18 protein-coding genes are annotated in these 17,430 nt (G+C 51.7%); 11 read left to right on the forward strand and 7 right to left on the reverse strand.

Translation table 11 applies throughout. From position 1 onward, the window contains the following. Nucleotides 1–32: 32 nt before the first annotated feature. From HK11_RS00865 to HK11_RS00915, 11 genes are all read left to right on the forward strand, one after another. On the forward strand, nt 33–1,022 hold the full coding sequence (locus HK11_RS00865) for an L-threonylcarbamoyladenylate synthase (RefSeq protein WP_086553440.1): 990 nt from the start codon (nt 33–35) through the stop codon (nt 1,020–1,022). Next, nucleotides 1,019–1,552, forward strand: a complete 534-nt coding sequence (locus tag HK11_RS00870; protein WP_086553441.1) for a hypothetical protein — start codon at nt 1,019–1,021, stop codon at nt 1,550–1,552. Before HK11_RS00865 ends, HK11_RS00870 begins: the two co-directional genes overlap by 4 nt. An 86-nt stretch (nt 1,553–1,638) precedes the next feature. Next, a complete protein-coding gene (locus HK11_RS00875; RefSeq protein ID WP_086553442.1) occupies nt 1,639–3,072 on the forward strand; it encodes an FAD-binding oxidoreductase in 1,434 nt (477 codons plus the stop codon). 270 nt (nt 3,073–3,342) lie between these two features. Beyond that, nucleotides 3,343–3,768, forward strand: coding sequence for a lipocalin-like domain-containing protein (locus tag HK11_RS00880; protein ID WP_233127598.1), 426 nt, complete (start codon nt 3,343–3,345; stop codon nt 3,766–3,768). A gap of 17 nt (nt 3,769–3,785) precedes the next feature. Next, a complete protein-coding gene (gene citC / locus HK11_RS00885) occupies nt 3,786–4,823 on the forward strand; it encodes a [citrate (pro-3S)-lyase] ligase (protein WP_086553443.1) in 1,038 nt (345 codons plus the stop codon). A gap of 20 nt (nt 4,824–4,843) precedes the next feature. After that, nucleotides 4,844–5,140, forward strand: a complete 297-nt coding sequence (gene citD / locus HK11_RS00890; RefSeq protein ID WP_086553444.1) for a citrate lyase acyl carrier protein — start codon at nt 4,844–4,846, stop codon at nt 5,138–5,140. Beyond that, nucleotides 5,137–6,003 (forward strand): aldolase/citrate lyase family protein, encoded by an 867-nt coding sequence (locus HK11_RS00895; RefSeq protein WP_086553445.1) that lies wholly within the window; start codon nt 5,137–5,139, stop codon nt 6,001–6,003. The genes citD and HK11_RS00895 overlap by 4 nt, the downstream gene beginning before the upstream one ends. Before the next feature lie 11 nt (nt 6,004–6,014). Next, the gene (gene citF, locus HK11_RS00900) at nt 6,015–7,532 is read left to right on the forward strand and encodes a citrate lyase subunit alpha (RefSeq protein ID WP_086553446.1); all 1,518 of its coding nucleotides are present in this window, start codon (nt 6,015–6,017) and stop codon (nt 7,530–7,532) included. Nucleotides 7,533–7,556: 24 nt separating this feature from the next. Then, nucleotides 7,557–8,090 carry a citrate lyase holo-[acyl-carrier protein] synthase gene (citX, locus tag HK11_RS00905; RefSeq protein ID WP_086553447.1) on the forward strand — a complete coding sequence of 178 codons (534 nt, stop codon included), beginning with the start codon at nt 7,557–7,559 and terminating at the stop codon, nt 8,088–8,090. Then, nucleotides 8,087–8,986: a triphosphoribosyl-dephospho-CoA synthase CitG gene (citG, locus tag HK11_RS00910; protein ID WP_086553448.1), complete on the forward strand. Its 900-nt coding sequence runs from the start codon at nt 8,087–8,089 to the stop codon at nt 8,984–8,986. The genes citX and citG overlap by 4 nt, the downstream gene beginning before the upstream one ends. Further along, nucleotides 8,980–9,915: an AEC family transporter gene (locus HK11_RS00915; protein WP_086553449.1), complete on the forward strand. Its 936-nt coding sequence runs from the start codon at nt 8,980–8,982 to the stop codon at nt 9,913–9,915. Before citG ends, HK11_RS00915 begins: the two co-directional genes overlap by 7 nt. 101 nt (nt 9,916–10,016) lie before the next feature. Here HK11_RS00915 and HK11_RS00920 read toward each other — a convergent pair whose 3' ends face one another. The 7 genes from HK11_RS00920 to HK11_RS00950 form a co-directional block, all read right to left on the reverse strand. Further along, nucleotides 10,017–11,219 carry an acetyl-CoA C-acyltransferase gene (locus tag HK11_RS00920; RefSeq protein ID WP_086553491.1) on the reverse strand — a complete coding sequence of 401 codons (1,203 nt, stop codon included), beginning with the start codon at nt 11,217–11,219 and terminating at the stop codon, nt 10,017–10,019. A 445-nt stretch (nt 11,220–11,664) separates the two neighbouring features. Beyond that, nucleotides 11,665–13,080, reverse strand: a complete 1,416-nt coding sequence (locus HK11_RS00925) for a cytosine permease (RefSeq protein ID WP_086553450.1) — start codon at nt 13,078–13,080, stop codon at nt 11,665–11,667. Next, on the reverse strand, nt 13,077–13,400 hold the full coding sequence (locus tag HK11_RS00930) for an NIPSNAP family protein (RefSeq protein WP_086553451.1): 324 nt from the start codon (nt 13,398–13,400) through the stop codon (nt 13,077–13,079). The genes HK11_RS00925 and HK11_RS00930 overlap by 4 nt, the downstream gene beginning before the upstream one ends. Before the next feature lie 8 nt (nt 13,401–13,408). After that, complete coding sequence (locus tag HK11_RS00935) at nt 13,409–14,881, reverse strand: aldehyde dehydrogenase (RefSeq protein ID WP_198943198.1); 1,473 nt, start codon at nt 14,879–14,881, stop codon at nt 13,409–13,411. An 11-nt stretch (nt 14,882–14,892) separates the two neighbouring features. After that, a complete protein-coding gene (locus tag HK11_RS00940; RefSeq protein ID WP_086553453.1) occupies nt 14,893–15,930 on the reverse strand; it encodes an LLM class flavin-dependent oxidoreductase in 1,038 nt (345 codons plus the stop codon). 66 nt (nt 15,931–15,996) lie between these two features. Continuing rightward, complete coding sequence (locus HK11_RS00945) at nt 15,997–16,821, reverse strand: alpha/beta fold hydrolase (protein WP_086553454.1); 825 nt, start codon at nt 16,819–16,821, stop codon at nt 15,997–15,999. Continuing rightward, complete coding sequence (locus tag HK11_RS00950) at nt 16,814–17,401, reverse strand: amino acid synthesis family protein (protein WP_086553492.1); 588 nt, start codon at nt 17,399–17,401, stop codon at nt 16,814–16,816. The genes HK11_RS00945 and HK11_RS00950 overlap by 8 nt, the downstream gene beginning before the upstream one ends. Nucleotides 17,402–17,430: the final 29 nt, after the last annotated feature.

The following is a 17,430-nucleotide window of genomic DNA, read 5'->3' on the forward strand; positions in this document are numbered from 1 at the left end:
AGACATTTCAGACACAGCACTTTAAATAAAGCATGACAAAACGTCTTACAGCTAACCAGGCCGGCCTCGAAACTGCTGCGCACATTCTGCGTCAGGGCGGGCTTGTCGCCTTTGGCACGGAAACCGTGTACGGCCTGGGCGGAGATGCCACACAACCTGAAGCTGTATCGCGTATCTTTCAGGCCAAAAACCGCCCCAGGTTTAACCCGCTCATCAGCCATTTTCCCTCCGCCGAAGCGGCTTTTTCTCAGGTTATCGCCAGCCCGCTGGCTCATCTCCTTGCTGAAACGTTCTGGCCTGGCCCATTAACGCTCATTTTGCCACGGGCACCGGGCAGCACCATCTCTGATCTGGCGGCTGATGGCCTCAGCACCCTGGCGGTGCGTGTGCCGCGTGGCGAGCATGTGCTTTCACTCCTGGCGCTTACCGGCCGGCCGGTTGCGGCCCCCTCTGCCAACCGCTCAGGGCGGATCAGCCCCTCAGCAGCTGAACATGTCTTTGACGAGCTTGATGGCAGAATTGATGCGGTTCTTGATACCGGCCCCTGTGCCGTCGGTCTTGAAAGCACCGTAATTGACCTGACTGCCCCTGGCAGCCCTGTGCTTTTACGCCATGGTGGCATTCCGGCTGAAGCACTCGAAAAAATCTGTGGCCCCCTCGCCTTTCCTCAGAGTGAAGCTGACGCAGCCCCCCTTTCCCCCGGGCGCATGCTCTCGCACTACGCCCCCGCTCTGCCAGTGCGCCTGAACGCAACCAGTGTTGAAAAACATGAGGCCCTGCTGGCTTTTGGCCCGACCCCGCTCACCGGGGCGGGGGCGGTATGGAACCTGAGTGAAACAGGCAACCTTGAAGAAGCTGCTGCCCGCCTCTTTCAGGGCCTGCGCTATCTTGACACACTGGGCGCGCAGCACGGCTTTACTGCTCTTGCTGTGCAGCCTGTTCCGGCCAGCGGCATCGGCCTTGCCATACAGGACCGCCTGCGCCGCGCAGCAGCCCCCCGCCCCGGACAACCCCAGGCATGACAGCGTTTGACCCCAAGGAGCTTAAAACGCTCTCTGACATTCTCGCGCTGATTCTTGATGAGGAACAGGGGCAGTCAGCCTCTGCCCTTGATGCCATTAAGGCGCGGGCAAGACGTAATAAAATTACGGGCGGAGCACTTAAAAACCTGTTTCAGACTATCACTGACGATCCTTCATGGCGTAGCAGTTTTAAAAATACGAAAGCACAAACCCAGGATAAGTCAGAAGAGTATCTTGCCCGCCTGGGGCAGATGCGCACCACGCTCAATGAAACCAGCGAAGAGCTGACAGCCACGCGCAATTATACGCACAAGCTGCACGCGCAGCTGCAATATGCCATAAGCCTGCGAAAAGAAACTGAGATGGAGCTGGCGGAGCAGATTACCAGAAGGCACTACCCCAGCAGGGTGATGATCTTTGCTCTTTTTGGTGCTGGTCTTATCGTCGGAGCCGCCACAGCCGAGATCCTTCACGTCCTCCTTCATACAGCAACGCATGTTGTCACAGATAATGCCCGCTATCTCTACTGACTGATTGCCGTAACGTCTCTTTTGCGCATTATGACCCGGCTTTTTTATATTTCTCTGGATTCACTGCTCTTCGACAAGGTTAAACTATGCCTGACTCATCTCTGCCTCCCTCTCTGCATACCGCCCTGAAAGATCTGCTCGGCCCGGCAGGTTTGCTGACCGGAACAGATGATACAGCATCATACTGCACAGACTGGCGGATGCTCTATCAGGGCCGGTGCGCTGCTGTTTTGCGCCCCGCCTCGACCGAAGAGTGTGCAAAAGCTGTTGCTCTGTGTGCAGAGCATGGTGTGCCTATGGTGCCTCAGGGCGGTAATACCAGCATGGTCGGTGGCGCCACCCCTGACGACAGTGGCAGAGCCGTTATTATATCAACCACACGTATGAACCGCATTCGCCACATTGACCACGGCGACCTGACAATGACAGTTGAAGCCGGTGTCACTCTTAAAGCCGCTCAGGAGGCCGCAGCCCGCGAGGGGCTGATGCTGCCACTCTCTATATCCTCTGAAGGGTCAGCTGATATTGGTGGTGTTATCGCCACAAATGCAGGTGGCAACAACACGGTGCGCTATGGCAATGCCCGCGAGCTGACGCTGGGCCTCGAAGTTGTTTTACCCGACGGCAACACACTCAACCTGATGCGCAGACTGCGCAAAGATAATACCGGTTACCCGCTGCGTCAGCTTTTCGTCGGAGCAGAAGGCACCCTGGGGCTGATTACCACCGCTATTATACAGCTGCAGCCCAGCCCCCGCTCGCGTGAGACGGCGCTGTGTGCCGTGCAGAGCCCTGAACAGGCCCTGGCGCTTTTTGCTGCTTTTCGTAAACATGACCCGTCAGCCGTTCTGGCTTTTGAGTATATGTCAGGCACCAGCATGAACCTGGTAACAACACTGATCGATAACTGCACGCTGCCTCTGTCTGAACCTGCACCGGCTTATGCCCTGGTTGAACTGGCCAGCACACGTAGTGATGACAGTCTGCGCACCCTGATGGAGAGTGTGCTTGAACAGGCTTTTGAAGAAGAGCTGATTTCAGATGCTGTGCTGGCTGAAAGTGAAACCCAGCGTCAGTCACTCTGGATGATTCGCGAAGAACATGCTGAAGCACAAAAACGCGCAGGGGCTTCGGTTAAAAACGATGTTTCTGTCCCGCTTTCCGCTATTCCTGCTTTTATCACCGAAGCCACGCAGAGCTGTGAAGCCCTGATCCCTGGTATTCGTGTTGCACCCTTTGGTCATATTGGTGATGGCAACATTCACTTTAACCTGGTGCAGCCTGAAGGCGGAGACTCGCAGGCTTTTCTGAGCCAGGACCACGCGATTATGGACACAGTGGCTGAAATTGTACGCAAATATGACGGCTCATTCTCAGCAGAGCACGGCGTTGGCCAGCTTAAAACCTACATGATGCCGTCATGGCGTGGCGGGGCTGAACTCGCGACCATGGAAAAAATTAAAGCCGCTCTGGACCCGCACAACCTGATGAACCCTGGCAAAATTTTTCCGGCTGCCTGAGGCGAAATATAAATAAAAACAAACATCCCCCGGCCTGTTCTCCCTGACCTGAGGGAGAATAACGCCGGAAAACTGCGCTGCTACGGGCAGTATTACTCACCCCTGATGGGGTCATGGCAGCATTGTTGCGTTTAACGCAAAGGTCATTTACCTCTGATGTGCGTAGCAAAACACTCTGTTGTGACTATGTTTGTTGACGAAATAAACAGACATTCAACAACATTGAAGGTTAGTATGAGCGCATCAGTGAAATCCGACAAGGAAGCAGCCATGGCGCTAGCCGAATCAATTATTGGAACGTGGGAACTCGTTTCATACCAGGTTGAACTGCAGTCAACCGGTGAGTTTATTGACGCTATGGGAGATCATCCCCGCGGGCGTGTTATTTTCACCAATGATGGCTGGGTTGCCTTCAACCTTGAAGGCACCGGGCGCACCCCTGCTCAGACAGACCAGGACCGCGCTAAACTTATGAACACACTGGTGGCTTACATCGGCCGTTACCGGATTGAAGGTAATCAGTGGGTTACAAAAGTGCAGACAGCATGGGCACCTGAGTGGGTGGGCAGCGAACAGCGCCGCACCGTGACACTGCTTGGTGACACTATTCAGGTTGTAACTCCCTGGCGTAAAATGCCAAACTGGGCAAAGGATCAGATGTCACGCAGTATCATTAAATTCCAGCGCGCCAAATAACGTTCGTAGCACGCGCTATGACTTCATCTGACGACATCACACTCTCAGTTGTTAAAGGGGCCGGGCTTCAGTCTGCCCTGGCAGAAATCAGGCCGTTTCTTGCGGCCCGTGATCTGCAGACGGATGAAAATATTGATACTTTTGTTCTGGCACACACTACCGCAGACCACCGGCTTGCGGGCTGTGCGGGCCTGGACCAGAACGTGATAAAATGTGTCTGCACCAGCGAAGAGTTCCGCGATGCAGGCCTGAGTCTGAAGCTTGCAACCGAAGTCATCAAATGTGGCCTCACGGCAGGATATGATGACCTGTTTCTTTATACCAAATATAGTAACATCCGCCTGTTCCGTGGATGGGGATTTTCAACGCTTGTAGAAATCCCGGGTGCTGTAGCCTTTCTGCATTATGACCAGGCTGCTTTCGAACACTATATCGAAGCACTCCGCGCCTTCAGAAAAGAAGGAGCGCTGACCGGCAGCATTGTGCTTAATGCTAACCCGTTTACCAACGGGCACCGTTATCTGGTCGAACAGGCCAGTAAAGACTGTGACATAGTGCATATTTTTCTGGTGAAGGAAGATGTTTCTCTCTTCTCATACCAGGATCGTCTGACACTGGTGCGCAAGGGTGTTGCTGACCTTAAAAACGTGATTGTTCACGAAGGGTCAGACTACATCATCTCTCACGCCACTTTTCCGGGCTATTTTCTTAAAGACCGCGCCGCAGTGAACGAACAGGCCTCTGCGGTCGATGCTCTTATGTTCCGTCGTTATATCGCCCCTGCTCTTAATGTCAGTGTGCGCTATGTCGGTACAGAGCCACTCGATAAAACAACAGCTATGTACAATGTTGTCCTCAGAAAATTTCTGAGCACATACCCCTGCGACAGTAAGCCGGTTGAACTGAAAGAACTGGAAAGAAAGACATGTGGTACTGCTGTTATCTCAGCATCGCGCGTCAGAGAGCTTATCAAAGCCGGTAACTTTGAAGCAATCAAAGAACTGGTTCCTCCATCTACATTTGAATTTATCAGACGTACACACACTCAATCCTAAACGGAGAAGGAGATATCGTTGTGAAAGTCATACAAAAGGGCATGGCCGGCACTCTGGAGTCCAGTGACGTCCTTGTTGTTGTGAGCCCCAACGATGCTGACGACATTAAGCTCTCATTACAGAGCAAGGTCGAAAAGCAATATGGCAACGCCATCAGAAAAGCGATCAGCGAAACTCTGGCGAAATGTGGGGTAACAGGTGCCAAAGTCGACGTCAGAGACCAGGGCGCACTCGACTGCGTTATAAGAGCTCGTGTTGAAGCGGCTGTCTATCGTGCAGCTGATGAAAAAAACGTGAAATTCGGGGGGCAGTCATGAAGCTGCGTCGAAGCATGATGTTCATTCCCGGCTCTAATGCCGGGATGCTGTCTAACTCCTACATTTACAAACCTGACTCTGTCATGTTTGACCTTGAGGATGCTGTCAGTCTGACCGAAAAAGACACAGCCCGCCACCTGGTGTTTAACACATTACAGACGAACCTGTATGACGGCATTGAAACCGTTGTGCGGATCAACGGCGTTGATACACCTTTCTGGGAAGACGACCTCGACATGGCTGTGCGCGGCGGTGTGCAGATTGTGCGCCTGCCAAAAACAGAAAGTGTCGATGACGTTAAAGAAATCGAACAGCGCATTGAGAAAATCGAAAAAGACTGTGGCCGCAAAGCAGGCGACACCAAAATTATGGCCGCTATTGAATCGGCCTGTGGTGTTGTAAACTCGGTTGCTATTGCACGCTCAACTCCCCGCATGGTGGCTATTGCCCTGGCCGGGTTTGACTATCTGGTTGATATGCAGACCTCACGCAGTGCAGGCAGCGAGCCTGAACTGTTTTATGCCCGTGCAGCCGTGCTGCATGCGGCGCGGGCAGCAAAGATTGATGCCTTCGACGTTGCCTATGGTGATGTCAATGATGATGCAGGCTTTCTGCGTGAAGTAGAGATTGCCAAAAACCTTGGCTATAACGGCAAGTCACTCATTCACCCACGACAGATCGACCTTCTGCACAAAGCCTACGCCCCCGCGCAGAAAGATATCGACCATGCCCGCCAGGTTCTTCAGGCCGCAAAAGAGGCACAGGAGAAAGGACTGGGCGTTGTCTCCCTTAACGGCAAGATGATTGACCCGCCCGTTATTCACGAAGCACAACGCGTTATTCTGCTTGCTGAAAACGCCTGAGGGAGGATCCTATGTCATACGATAAAAAACGCGCTCAGGATTATGCCGCACAGCACAACCTTCCCGAATTTGAAGGTGTGTATGCAAAATCCCCTCAGCTGGCGAATACAAACCAGAAATATCACCGCAAGCTGATCCCTTCCCTTGAGGAAGCCATTAAAGCTTCCGGCCTGAAGGACGGTGACACCGTCTCCTTCCACCACGCTTTTCGTGAGGGTGACAAGGTCGTTATGCAGGTGATGAAGACCATTGCTGAAATGGGCTTTAAAAACCTGACTATTGCTCCCAGCTCTCTGCTTAACTGCCATGACGGGCTGCTTGAGTATATCCGTTCAGGTGTCATTACCAAAATCTTTACATCTGGTCTGCGTGGTGAGCTGGGTGAAGCCATCTCTAATGGTGTGATGGACACTCCGGTCCAGATTCACTCACACGGTGGCCGTGTGCATCTGCTGCAGACAGGCGAGCTCTCGATCGATGTGGCTTTCCTTGGGGTTGCATCAGCTGACGAGTTTGGCAATGCAAACGGCAGCCATGGCGCTCTGAGCTGCGGCTCTCTGGGCTATGCCAAGGTTGATGCCCAGTTTGCCCGCTATGTTGTGGTGCTGACGCAGGAACTGATTGACTACCCTAACTACCCCACCAGCCTGTCGCAGGATCAGGTCGATGCAGTTGTTACGGTTGATGAAGTGGGCGACCCTTCTCTGATCAGTGTTGGTGCGGCCCGTCTGACCAAGAACCCCCGCGACCTGATGCTGGCACGTATTGCAGCCTCGGTTATTGAAAACTCAGGTTTTTTCAAGAGCAACTTCTCATTGCAGACCGGTTCAGGCGGTGCAGCAACGGCAACGACGATCTTCCTTGGTGAAAAGATGGTCGAGAAAAACATCAAGGCAAGCTTCGCCCTTGGTGGTATTACCGGGCCGATCGTTGACCTGCTCAATAAGGGCATGATTGAAGCGATTGCCGATGTGCAGTCGTTCGACACCGTTGCTGCTCACTCACTCAGAGACAACACAGCTCATACAGAGATTTCGGCTAACGAATATGCAAATGCCACATCAAAAGGGGCATTTGTTGACCGTGTTGATGTTGTGCTGCTCAGCGCACTTGAAGTGGATACAGACTTCAACGTTAACGTGCTGACCGGCTCTGACGGTATAATGCGCGGCGCTTCAGGCGGGCATTGTGACGTTGCTGCAGCAGCAAATCTGACAGTTATTGTCACACCGCTGCTGCGGGCCCGCATGCCCTGTATCGTTGACAGCGTGAACACGGTTGTTACCCCGGGGCAGACAATTGATGTGGTTGTCACCGACCACGGCATTGCCGTGAACCCTAACAACCCTGATCTTGAAAAACGCCTCCGCGATGCAAAACTGCCGGTAACAACTATCGAAGAGCTGAGAGATCTGGCTATTGCACGGGCCGGCAAACCTGACCCCATCGCTTATACTGACAAAGTGGTCGCCGTCGTGCGCTACCGCGATGGCAGCGTGATGGATGTTGTGCGCCAGGTTGCGCCATAACGAACAGAAAAGGGCCTTCATGCTATGTCACAGGGCCTTGATACTTTTCATACTGTTTTGCGCGCACGGGAGGACCGTGCGCGCAGGCAGCATGAGCTTTTAAACCAGTTTAACCTCCCCCTGATATCTGCAACGGTTGTGGCCCCGGGCCCCAATAAATCAACCGCTTTATACCGCGACGTTCTTGATGTCGCACAGCAGACATTACGCGAGGTCTTCAGCGCCCCCCCCTGGAAAATTGTGCACGAAGAGGCTTATCACAGCCCTGCCGGGCCTGAAGCTTTTTTTGTCATCAGCGGCTCTTCTGCCAGCGATATAAAAAACGCTGTTGTACAGCTTGAAGAAACACACCTCATCGGGCGGTTATGGGACCTGGATGTTATACTGCCGGATATGACCATACTCTCGCGGCAGCAATTCGGCCTGCCACCCAGGCGCTGCCTTGTATGCAACAATGAGGCACTGGGCTGCGCCCGCAGCCGGGCTCATACACTGAGCCAGCTTAAAGATAAAATTAAAAGTCTTTTCGAACTCTACAGAAAAGAGAGGCACATGTGATAAATGCAGCCACTATATCTGACCTGGCACGTTATGCCCTTTTAAGAGAGGTCAGCCTCTCGCCCAAACCCGGCCTGGTTGACCGTTATAATAACGGTGCCCATACCGACATGGATTACGCCCTGTTTCTGCTCAGCATTGATGCTATCAGTCCTTTTTTTAAACTGTTTTATGAGCAGGGTTCTGTTACTGCAAACCTCTCCCCTCCCCTGGCACTTCAGGCATTACGCAAAACCGGCATAGCCTGTGAACAGGCTATGTTCAAAGCCACGGGGGGCGTTAACACACATAAGGGCGCAGTGTTTGCCCTTGGCCTTTTATGCGGGGCCGCAGGCCGCCTTACAGCAAAACACCACACTGTAAATGTTGCTACCTTATGCGCTGAAGTATCAGCCATTTGTCACAACCTGACAGAGAAAGATCTGGGGCAGGCAAAACGTAACAATACTTTAACTGCCGGTGAAAAAATTTATCTGACATATGGCCTCAGCGGTGCACGGGGCGAGGCAGAAGGGGGGTTTGCGACAGTACGCCGCTATGCTCTGCCCGCTTATACCGGGGCTTTAACACAGGGAATGCCCGCTGATCACGCAGAGCTGATTTCCCTGCTCACGTTGATGTCATACAATGAAGACACCAATGTCATTTCGAGAGCGGGACTATCTGGCCTGAAATTTGTTCAGCAGCAGGCGCAGAAGATTTTGTTCGCCCTGAAGGAAGAAGGAGATTTTGACCTCAGACATCAGACAGAAGCTCTTAATGCTGCTTTTACCAGCCAGGGCATAAGCCCCGGCGGAAGTGCCGACCTTCTGTCTGTTATGTTATTCCTTTACTATATACAGGTCGCATTCTCTAAAGGAGAGGGCGCATCAGCTGAAAGAGAAAGCGTATGTTAGAGACTATTTGCGGGGCAATTTTTCCCGTAGTTTTGTCAATGATGCTCGGATATCTTGGCGCTTACCTTGGAATGTTTAACCGGGACCAGGCAACCGCTATTAACCGTATGGTCCTGAAATTTGCCTTACCTATGGACCTTTTTGTTGGCATTGCCCGCATTAATCGTGACCAGATTCTGAATTCAGGCCGTTTTGCCTCCATTATTATTGCCTGGATGATTCTCAGCTTCCTGCTGACTTACTGGTTCTCACGCTTTGTCTTTAAACGCTCGGTCTCCCTCGCTGCCCTTCAGGCTATGGCTGTGGGTAACCCTTCCGTGCCTTTTGTCGGCTCAGCCGTGCTTGGGTTTCTCTTTGGTGGACAGAGCGCGCTTGCCGTATCACTGGCCAGCCTGACAATTAACGTTGTGCTCATCCCTATCCTTTACTTCCTGCTTGCCAGCGACAATCCAGAAACCATGGGGCAGTCAGACAACTGGATGTCACACCTGGTACAGGCCGGCAAACAGCCTGTGGTTCTTGCCCCTCTGGCTGCCTTTGTGTGGGTTCTCTCAGGTTTTCATATCCCTCACCTGCTCACCACATCGTTTGTTATGCTGGGCAAAACAACCGGCGGTGCAGCCATGTTCGCCGCAGGTATTCTGCTCTGCCTCATGAAACCTGTTCTGAACTCTATGGTGCTGACCTCTGTTACCATCCGTAACATTATCGCACCGGTTGTCGCATGGGGGCTGGCTATCGCAGCACATCTGTCACCGTTCTATCTGCGTGAAGTTGTCCTGACATTTGCTATGCCTTCTGCTTCTGTCATTGTTATGCTCTCAAGCCAGATCAAAAAAGGAGAGAGAGAGGCTGCTTCAACGGTCTTTTTCTCGACGGTCGCGTCCGTATTTACGATGGGTGCCCTGATCGCACTGACAGCGGAGTAAAACGCTGTGCAGCCCCTGTCACACCAGTGACAGGGGCCAAACTACCCTGATTATAAAAAATCTTATCTGACTTCTGGCCATATTGCGCAGTTAGCAACTGATCAGACCCTCTCAAGCCCGACAGCAATTCCCTGCCCGTCATCAGTTTCTGTCGCTGCCAGAGCCAGTTTACCAGCCATCAAAGAAAGCTCTAAGGCAGCAGTGCCGACAAGTCTGGCACCTGACATGCCTGGCGAATGCCCCATAGCAATCGCGCCACCATTGGGGTTAACCCGCAAATCATCATCAGCGATCCCCATAACGCGCAATGTCGCCAGCGCCTGAGAGGCAAATTCTTCATTAATTTCTAAAAGATCAAGCTCGGTAGGATTCCAGCCCAGCCGCTTCAGAAGTTTTTTTGCGGCACCAGCGCCGCCGGCTCCTCCCGCCCGGAAAGAAGCACCCGCAGCAAAAGCCCCGGTTATGCGCGCCAGAGGGGTAAGAGCATATTTTTCTACAGCATGTTCTGACGCAATCAGTAAAGCACATGCACCATCACTCAAAGCGGCTGAGTTCCCTTCGGTAACGGTTGCGCCCTCGCAGCTGTTAACAGGTTTCAGCCCCGATAAAAAATCCTGGCTGACCGGATGCGGCATTTCATCTTTGACGATGACATGAGCCCCCCCGCCTTTTTGTCGCACTGTGACAGACACTGTTTCTTTAAGCAGGCGCCCCGTTGTCTGTGCCACAGCTGCCTTAATCTGGCTTCTGACAGCAAAGCCGTCCTGATCCGCGCGGGGGATATGATAATGAAGAGCAACTTTATCAGCGGTAACAGAAGAAATAAAATCTCCGTACATCTGACTGATTTTCGGATTAAGGAAACGCGAAGCCAGACTGATGTCGTGTTTTTCGCTGCGCGGAAATATAATATCTGCCTCCGGGAGCAAAAGAGCTGCACGGCTCATACTATCAACACCACCGGCAATAATCAGCTCCGCCTCTCCCGCCTTAATCGCCCGGGCTGCAGCCATGACAGCCTCCATCCCTGAGCCAGACAGCCGGTTCACTGTCGTGCCACTAACCTCCACAGGTAAACCTGCCAGCAGCAAAGCCAGGCGGGCAATATTACGGCTGCTTTCACCCGTCTGACTGGCACAACCTGTAATCACATCATCAACGGCCGCCCAGTCGACTGTCTTATTACGAGCGGTAAGAGCTGCGAGCGGAACAGACGCAAGCTCATCAACTCTGACACAGGATAATACGCCCCCAAAACATCCGACAGGTGTACGCACATAGTCACAAATAAAAGCCTGGGCCATCACATTATCCATCACACTTACACCAGAGGAGCACGTAGCTGTGTAAACAGCCCTTACCGGCGCCCCTGCACTATAGTAAAATCTATAATATAATTTTCAAAATAAATAACGAAAATAAAATAACAAATAAAACAACTATAAGTATTATTTATATAATTATTTATGTTAGCATAAACATAATTTTTTATAATTATTATTAAAAAACAAGCACATTTTATTATTTTCTCTTACGCATAAAATCAGGAGTGTAACAATAACGCACTCTGTCTGTTTGATTTTAATGCAGAGACATGCTGCGAGGTGAGAAGCTCTCAGGCCTCTGATACCCTCGGCCCTGATGGCCGAAAGCCTGAAAATATGCGACTGTGCACCGAAGTGATTAAACGCTGACAGGCCAGAGACAGCATGTTCTCTGACCCGTCAGCTCATGATAAAACCTGAAAAATTATGACAGCTGTGTTGCTGCCAGTCGCTCGCGCGCTTCACCGATGTGTTTACGTTTTAATGTAAGAAACACCAGAGCCGTTACCGGCGGTGCGATAAAGCAACCAATATCAATACCGTTAAAGAGATGTGCCAGCGGGCCAGAGAAAAACGCATTACTGGTCACTGGCAGCTGCACAACGACGCCCGCAAGAAAAGCCAGACAGGCAGGCACATCAAACAAACCGTAAATGCCGCCATCTGCACGGAAAAAGGAATCAATATCGTATGATCCTTTTTTAACAACATAGAAGTCGAGAATATTCACTGTCACCCAGGGGACCAGCACACTGAGCAAAGCAACCACGATATTAATAAAAGTAGAAACAATGTTTTTTTCAAACACAGTCGCTACAGTCAGGCAGCCTGTCAGCACAACAGCTGACATAATCACCCGGGCCATACGCTTAGGCTGCCACGAGGCAGAGAATGTCTGAATAATTGTAATCAGTGTGAGCACACCACCATACACATTCAGCGCGTTATGACTGATAATATTAAGCACAAACAGACACAGCAGAACTGAACCAAGACTACCGCCAAGAGCAGCCACAGCTGACATCGGGTCAGACGACGCATAACTGCTTGCTGCCAGCACTGCCCCGAAAACAAATGTCACTGATGCACCAATAGCTGCACCGGCAAGACTGGAAATAAAGGGACGTTTCAGCCCGACTGTCTCAGGAAGATAGCGTGAGTAATCAGACGTATAACAGGCGTAAGATGTGTTCCAGACTAAAGCCGTGGAAAAGCATAGAAACCACCCGAAAAGATTGCATGGCCCGATTGTCCAGACCGTATCAGGCAGACTATGCACCGCCTCAACAAAAGCGATGAGGATAGCTGCCCCCATAAACCACATACCAACACGGTTGAGAAAATGAATGGTATTATAACCAAATATACCAATAGCAACCGCAGCAAGCGCTGCAATGGCTGCACCATAACCAGGGTCAATCTGCGGTATCAGACCATGCAGAGCCCGCCCGCCAAGAGCTGTATTGGATGTAAAAAACCCAAGATAGAGAAGAGAAGAAATTAAAACAATCAGCAAAGCACCATAGCGCCCAAACTGGCCACGGCTCTGAATCATCTGGGGCAGCCCCATACGTGGCCCCTGCGCTGAACAGGCTGCCAGAACACAGCCTCCCAGAAAATGCCCGCTGAAAATAGCACTGGCGACCCAGAATAACGACAAATGGGAGGTCACTGCGATTGAAGCCCCGGTTACAATCGGCAAGGGGGCAATGTTGGTTGTAAACCACAGGGTAAAAAGGTCTGAAACCCGGCCATGGCGTGCACTGAGTGGCACATAAGAGGCACTGTTTTCTTCGATAAGCGCACTGTTATCTGAAAGATCATGAGCTGCTTCGGTCATGACTTCACCTCACTTTCGAGAAAAGGCATGCCTTTCATAATCTTATTATCCATCGTCTCTATATGCGCCTGAAGACGTGGTATGAACGCCGCCCATTGCGGGTCTCGCGCCAGGGTATCCCGGCGCTTTTCACGGTCATCAAGAGAAGTAAAGGCCCATATATGAACAATCTGATTAAGCTGGCCTATTTCAGAAAAATAATAGCCGATAAGTGTTCCAAGATGTTTCTTCTGAATGGCAATGCCTTCTTCTGTTACATCTTTGATGTAAGCTGGTAGTGATCCGGTCCTGAGCCTGTAAGTCCGAATTTCATAAAACATGCTACACCTCACCTCATGACAAAGGGGTCACCGATTGGCTCATCCGATGTGTAGATCCACACTGATTTCGTACGAAGGTAGTCATAAATGGAGGCAACGCCTCCCTCCCGGCCGTAGCCGGTATCGCCGTACCCGCCAAAAGGCATAGAAGGTGCAATAACCCTGTAGGTATTGACCCAGACAATGCCTGCTCTGATACGTTTGACCATACGACTGGTACGACCAATATCACGCGTAAACAAACCCGATGCGAGACCGAAACGAGTTGAATTCGCCTGTGCAACTGCATCATCTTCATCATCGAACACGGAAACCGCCAGAACAGGGCCAAAAAGCTCTTCTGTCAGGGCTGATGCTGACGTGTTGCGACAATCAAGAATAGTGGGCAGATAGTAATTGCCCTTTTGTGGCATATCCTGCGGCACAGCCCCACCAGTAATCAGTGTGGCACCGGCTTCGAGGCTTTCTGCCACCACGCGCTCAATTTTATCGCGCTGCTGACGCGTCGCCAGGGGGCCCATCTCTGTCGCAAAATCTGACGGCACACCAATGCGAATACGCTTTGCTTTTTCGACAATGCGCGCCAGCAGGTCATCATAAACGCCACGCTGAATAAGCAGACGTGAACCCGCTACACAGCTTTGCCCGGTTGCTGCAAAAATACTGGCAATAATCGCATTAGCTGCACTGTCCAGGTCTGCATCATCAAAGACCATGACAGGAGATTTTCCACCCAGCTCAAGAGTCAGGTGAGCAAAATTGTCTGCTGTATTACGCACGACATGACGGGCTGTTTCTGGTCCGCCGGTAAAAGCTACGCGTGCCACCAGCGGGTGAGACGTCAGAACACGCCCGCACTCTGCACCAAAGCCGGTGATGATGTTAATAACACCGGGCGGAAAGCCTGCTTCATGCACCAGCTTTGCAAAAGCCAGAAGCGGTGCCGGGGCTTCTTCTGATGCTTTGAGCACAACCGTGCAGCCTGCTGCAATTGCGGGTGCAATTTTAACAGCTGAGAGAAAAAGCTGCGAGTTCCACGGGACAATAGCAGCAACAACCCCGATAGGCTCATTATGCGTTGTGGCATCCATGTCTTTTTTATCGACAGGAACCACACGCCCTTCAATTTTATCAGCAAGACCTGCAAAATATCTGTAATATTCAGCAACATAAGCAATCTGCGCTTTTGTCTCGCGCACAATTTTTCCGGTATCCTGCGTCTCCAGATCAGCAAGATCAGAAGCATGCTGCTCTATCAGGTCACCAAGGCGATAAAGCAGTTTGCCACGTGCCGCAGCGGTAAGACCACGCCAGGCCGCGTCATTTAACGCACGGTCAGCAGCTCTAACAGCCCGGTCAGTATCAGCCGTGCGGGCTTCTGGCATATTTGCCCAGACTTCACCGGTTGAAGGGTCAACACTGTCAAAGCGTGCCTCCCCATCTTCAAACCGCCCGTCAATATAATAATGAAACGTCTTCATCAGGTCAGCCCTTATGCTGCAAATGCAGGCATCACGTCGCGCACAAACCGCTCAAGAGAGGCTTTTTTGCGCTCGAACGGCATCAGGCTGTCAATCCAGAAGCTGAACTGGTCATAGCCCATTTTTTCATATCCGCGAATGCGCTCAATCACCTCATCAGGGGTGCCCACAACCAGATTTTTCTTCATATTCTCTGGTGTATAGCGAGGGTGAGAGGCAATATGCTCTTCGCTCAGTGCTTCGATAAAACCATTTTTAATCGGGGCTTTATTCTGAAACCATGATTCGAAATAACAATAGAATTTAGCAAGGTCTTTGACAGCTGCTTCTGTGTCTTTTTCATTTTCAGCCACATAACCATGCATCAGCAGCATAATGTCAGGGCGGGGCACATCGGGGCTGTTCTGACAGGCCTGGTTAAAACGCTCCATGAGCGATTCAACTTCTTCATCACCTGCGGCAAGCGGGGTCACCTGCACATTGCAGCCATTGGCCACGGCAAATGCATGAGAATTGGGGTCACGCGCGGCAACCCATACCGGCAGCTCGGACTGAACAGGTTTTGGCACTGACGTAGAAGAGGGGAAACGCCAGAATTCACCCTCATGCGTCACGTCACCTTTCCACAAAGCGGGCAGAAGCGGCACCATTTCGCGCATCTTTTTGCCGGCTTCCATAGCATCAAGACCGGGAGAGAGGCGTTCATATTCAAACTGGTAAGCACCGCGTGCAATGCCAAGGTCAAGCCGCCCCTGGCACGCAAGGTCAGCCAGAGCGGCCTCACCTGCCAGACGGAGCGGATGCCAGAAAGGCGCAACAACCGTGCCCGTACCCAGCCTTATGCGCTTCGTTTTTGCACCAAGATAAGCAATATTAATAAAAGGGTTGGGTGCAATAGTGAACTCCATACAATGATGTTCACCAATCCACGCTGTTTCCATTCCGCCGTCTTCAGCGATTTTCACCAGCGTTTCGAGTTCGCTGAACAGCTCACTATGCGACTTTTCAGGAGCCGTGCGCTCCATATGCACAAAGAGTGAAAACTTCATAAACTCCAATCTCCTTAATGGGATTGCTCATTTTCGTCCGTCTTATGAAAAGAGGAGTATGTGCAATCAGTCAGTCATGGACGCGGCATCCACCTGAGCGAAAAATTGTGAAAGAACGGCATCGGTCGCGGCCGGAGAGATAAAGCTCATCATATGGCGCTCCCCTGGCAGAGAGACGGCGTAACCCTGCGGGGCAAGACGTGCCATAGCCTCTGACATAGCCGGGGTAGAATTCGGGTCGAACTCACCGGTCAGAAAACAGGCCGGCATAGCAAGATGTTTAAGACCAGCGGCATGCACCTCATCAGAAGTCGCAAAAAGTGCGTAACTTCTTGAATAGCCAACCGGATTAACCTGCTCCAAAGCCTGTTTGAGTGCCGTAAAGGCCTCTGTCGCCTCAGGAGCCGGCACATCACCAAACCAGCGCTTTAAGGTGACAGACACATCAAGGCGGGCCTCGCCACTATTGAGTTCGGCCAGTCGTTTCAGCACAGCCGCTTTCTGGGCTGCACTGCGCTGAAAAACTGCATTCATGGGCACAATACCCGCAGCACGCTCTGGTTTGGTCAGGGCATACTGCAATGTAACAAGCGCACCCATAGAATGGCCGACGATAATCGCCTTCTCAAACCCGTTTGCATCAAGCACACGATCGAGCTGAGTGGCGTAGTCCTCCAGCTTTGCCTTCTCAGGCGGCAGAGGACTTTCCCCATGACCAAGCATGTCATAGGCAACACAGCTCCGCTGACCGGCAAAAGCCTTCATCTGCGGAGCCCAGAAACGATGAGACATTCCTACTCCGTGGATGAACACCACAGGCAATGCACCCTGAACTTCAGACCGCTCTGCCTGACAGCATGTACCATCCTTAAGGAAGAATGTTTCAGCCATTTGTGCTGCCTAACTCTTTAAGATCAGCATAACGGTCACCGATACGATGATGCGGACGACCACCAATTGAAGCGCCAAGGGCGACAACGATCTCGTCAGGTGCCGGGCTGTCGTTAATAGCAAACTGAAGGGTCAGATAATGTGAGCGGCGGCCCTCATCAGCTTTATCCATCAGCGGAATAGAAATAGGGGCATTTGGCCCGCCACGTGTGTTGGTAAAGGCCAGGTATGACTTAGCACCAACAGCTGTGCGGAAATGATTGCCAAATCGTAACGTATGGATCAAAGCAGAAGCATGTTCAACTTCACCGGCAGTGCCCACAATGGCTGCTTTGCCATATGCCTCAACCGCATCACCACTGCCTGCCATAGCAATGATCTCAGCAGTCAGCAGCTTGCCAAGCTCAGGGGCAATGGCATGAATTTCAGGTTTAAGGTCTTCAACATAACCACGGCCATGCCATGGGTTGGTCAGCACTGCAGCCGCACCGAACATCTGCAGTGGCTTTGGGGCAGAACGCCCGCCTTCGATAAAGGTCGTCTCTGAATAACGAACCACTTTGCGTAATGACAGCATTATCGCACTCCCCTGTGTTTTGATGACTGGCA

This window comes from Acetobacter sp. DmW_043 (assembly GCF_002153485.1).
GTDB lineage: Bacteria > Pseudomonadota > Alphaproteobacteria > Acetobacterales > Acetobacteraceae > Acetobacter > Acetobacter thailandicus.

Excerpts from the sequence above, each read along its gene's own strand:
- HK11_RS00865 (WP_086553440.1), top strand. The coding sequence starts at position 33 with ATGACAAAACGTCTTACAGCTAACCAGGCCGGCCTCGAAACTGCTGCG.
- HK11_RS00870 (WP_086553441.1), top strand. The coding sequence starts at position 1,019 with ATGACAGCGTTTGACCCCAAGGAGCTTAAAACGCTCTCTGACATTCTC.
- HK11_RS00875 (WP_086553442.1), top strand. The coding sequence starts at position 1,639 with ATGCCTGACTCATCTCTGCCTCCCTCTCTGCATACCGCCCTGAAAGAT.
- HK11_RS00880 (WP_233127598.1), top strand. The coding sequence starts at position 3,343 with ATGGCGCTAGCCGAATCAATTATTGGAACGTGGGAACTCGTTTCATAC.
- citC (WP_086553443.1), top strand. The coding sequence starts at position 3,786 with ATGACTTCATCTGACGACATCACACTCTCAGTTGTTAAAGGGGCCGGG.
- HK11_RS00895 (WP_086553445.1), top strand. The coding sequence starts at position 5,137 with ATGAAGCTGCGTCGAAGCATGATGTTCATTCCCGGCTCTAATGCCGGG.
- citF (WP_086553446.1), top strand. The coding sequence starts at position 6,015 with ATGTCATACGATAAAAAACGCGCTCAGGATTATGCCGCACAGCACAAC.
- citX (WP_086553447.1), top strand. The coding sequence starts at position 7,557 with ATGTCACAGGGCCTTGATACTTTTCATACTGTTTTGCGCGCACGGGAG.
- HK11_RS00915 (WP_086553449.1), top strand. The coding sequence starts at position 8,980 with ATGTTAGAGACTATTTGCGGGGCAATTTTTCCCGTAGTTTTGTCAATG.
- HK11_RS00920 (WP_086553491.1), bottom strand. The coding sequence starts at position 11,219 with ATGGCCCAGGCTTTTATTTGTGACTATGTGCGTACACCTGTCGGATGT.
- HK11_RS00925 (WP_086553450.1), bottom strand. The coding sequence starts at position 13,080 with ATGACCGAAGCAGCTCATGATCTTTCAGATAACAGTGCGCTTATCGAA.
- HK11_RS00930 (WP_086553451.1), bottom strand. The coding sequence starts at position 13,400 with ATGTTTTATGAAATTCGGACTTACAGGCTCAGGACCGGATCACTACCA.
- HK11_RS00935 (WP_198943198.1), bottom strand. The coding sequence starts at position 14,881 with ATGAAGACGTTTCATTATTATATTGACGGGCGGTTTGAAGATGGGGAG.
- HK11_RS00940 (WP_086553453.1), bottom strand. The coding sequence starts at position 15,930 with ATGAAGTTTTCACTCTTTGTGCATATGGAGCGCACGGCTCCTGAAAAG.
- HK11_RS00945 (WP_086553454.1), bottom strand. The coding sequence starts at position 16,821 with ATGGCTGAAACATTCTTCCTTAAGGATGGTACATGCTGTCAGGCAGAG.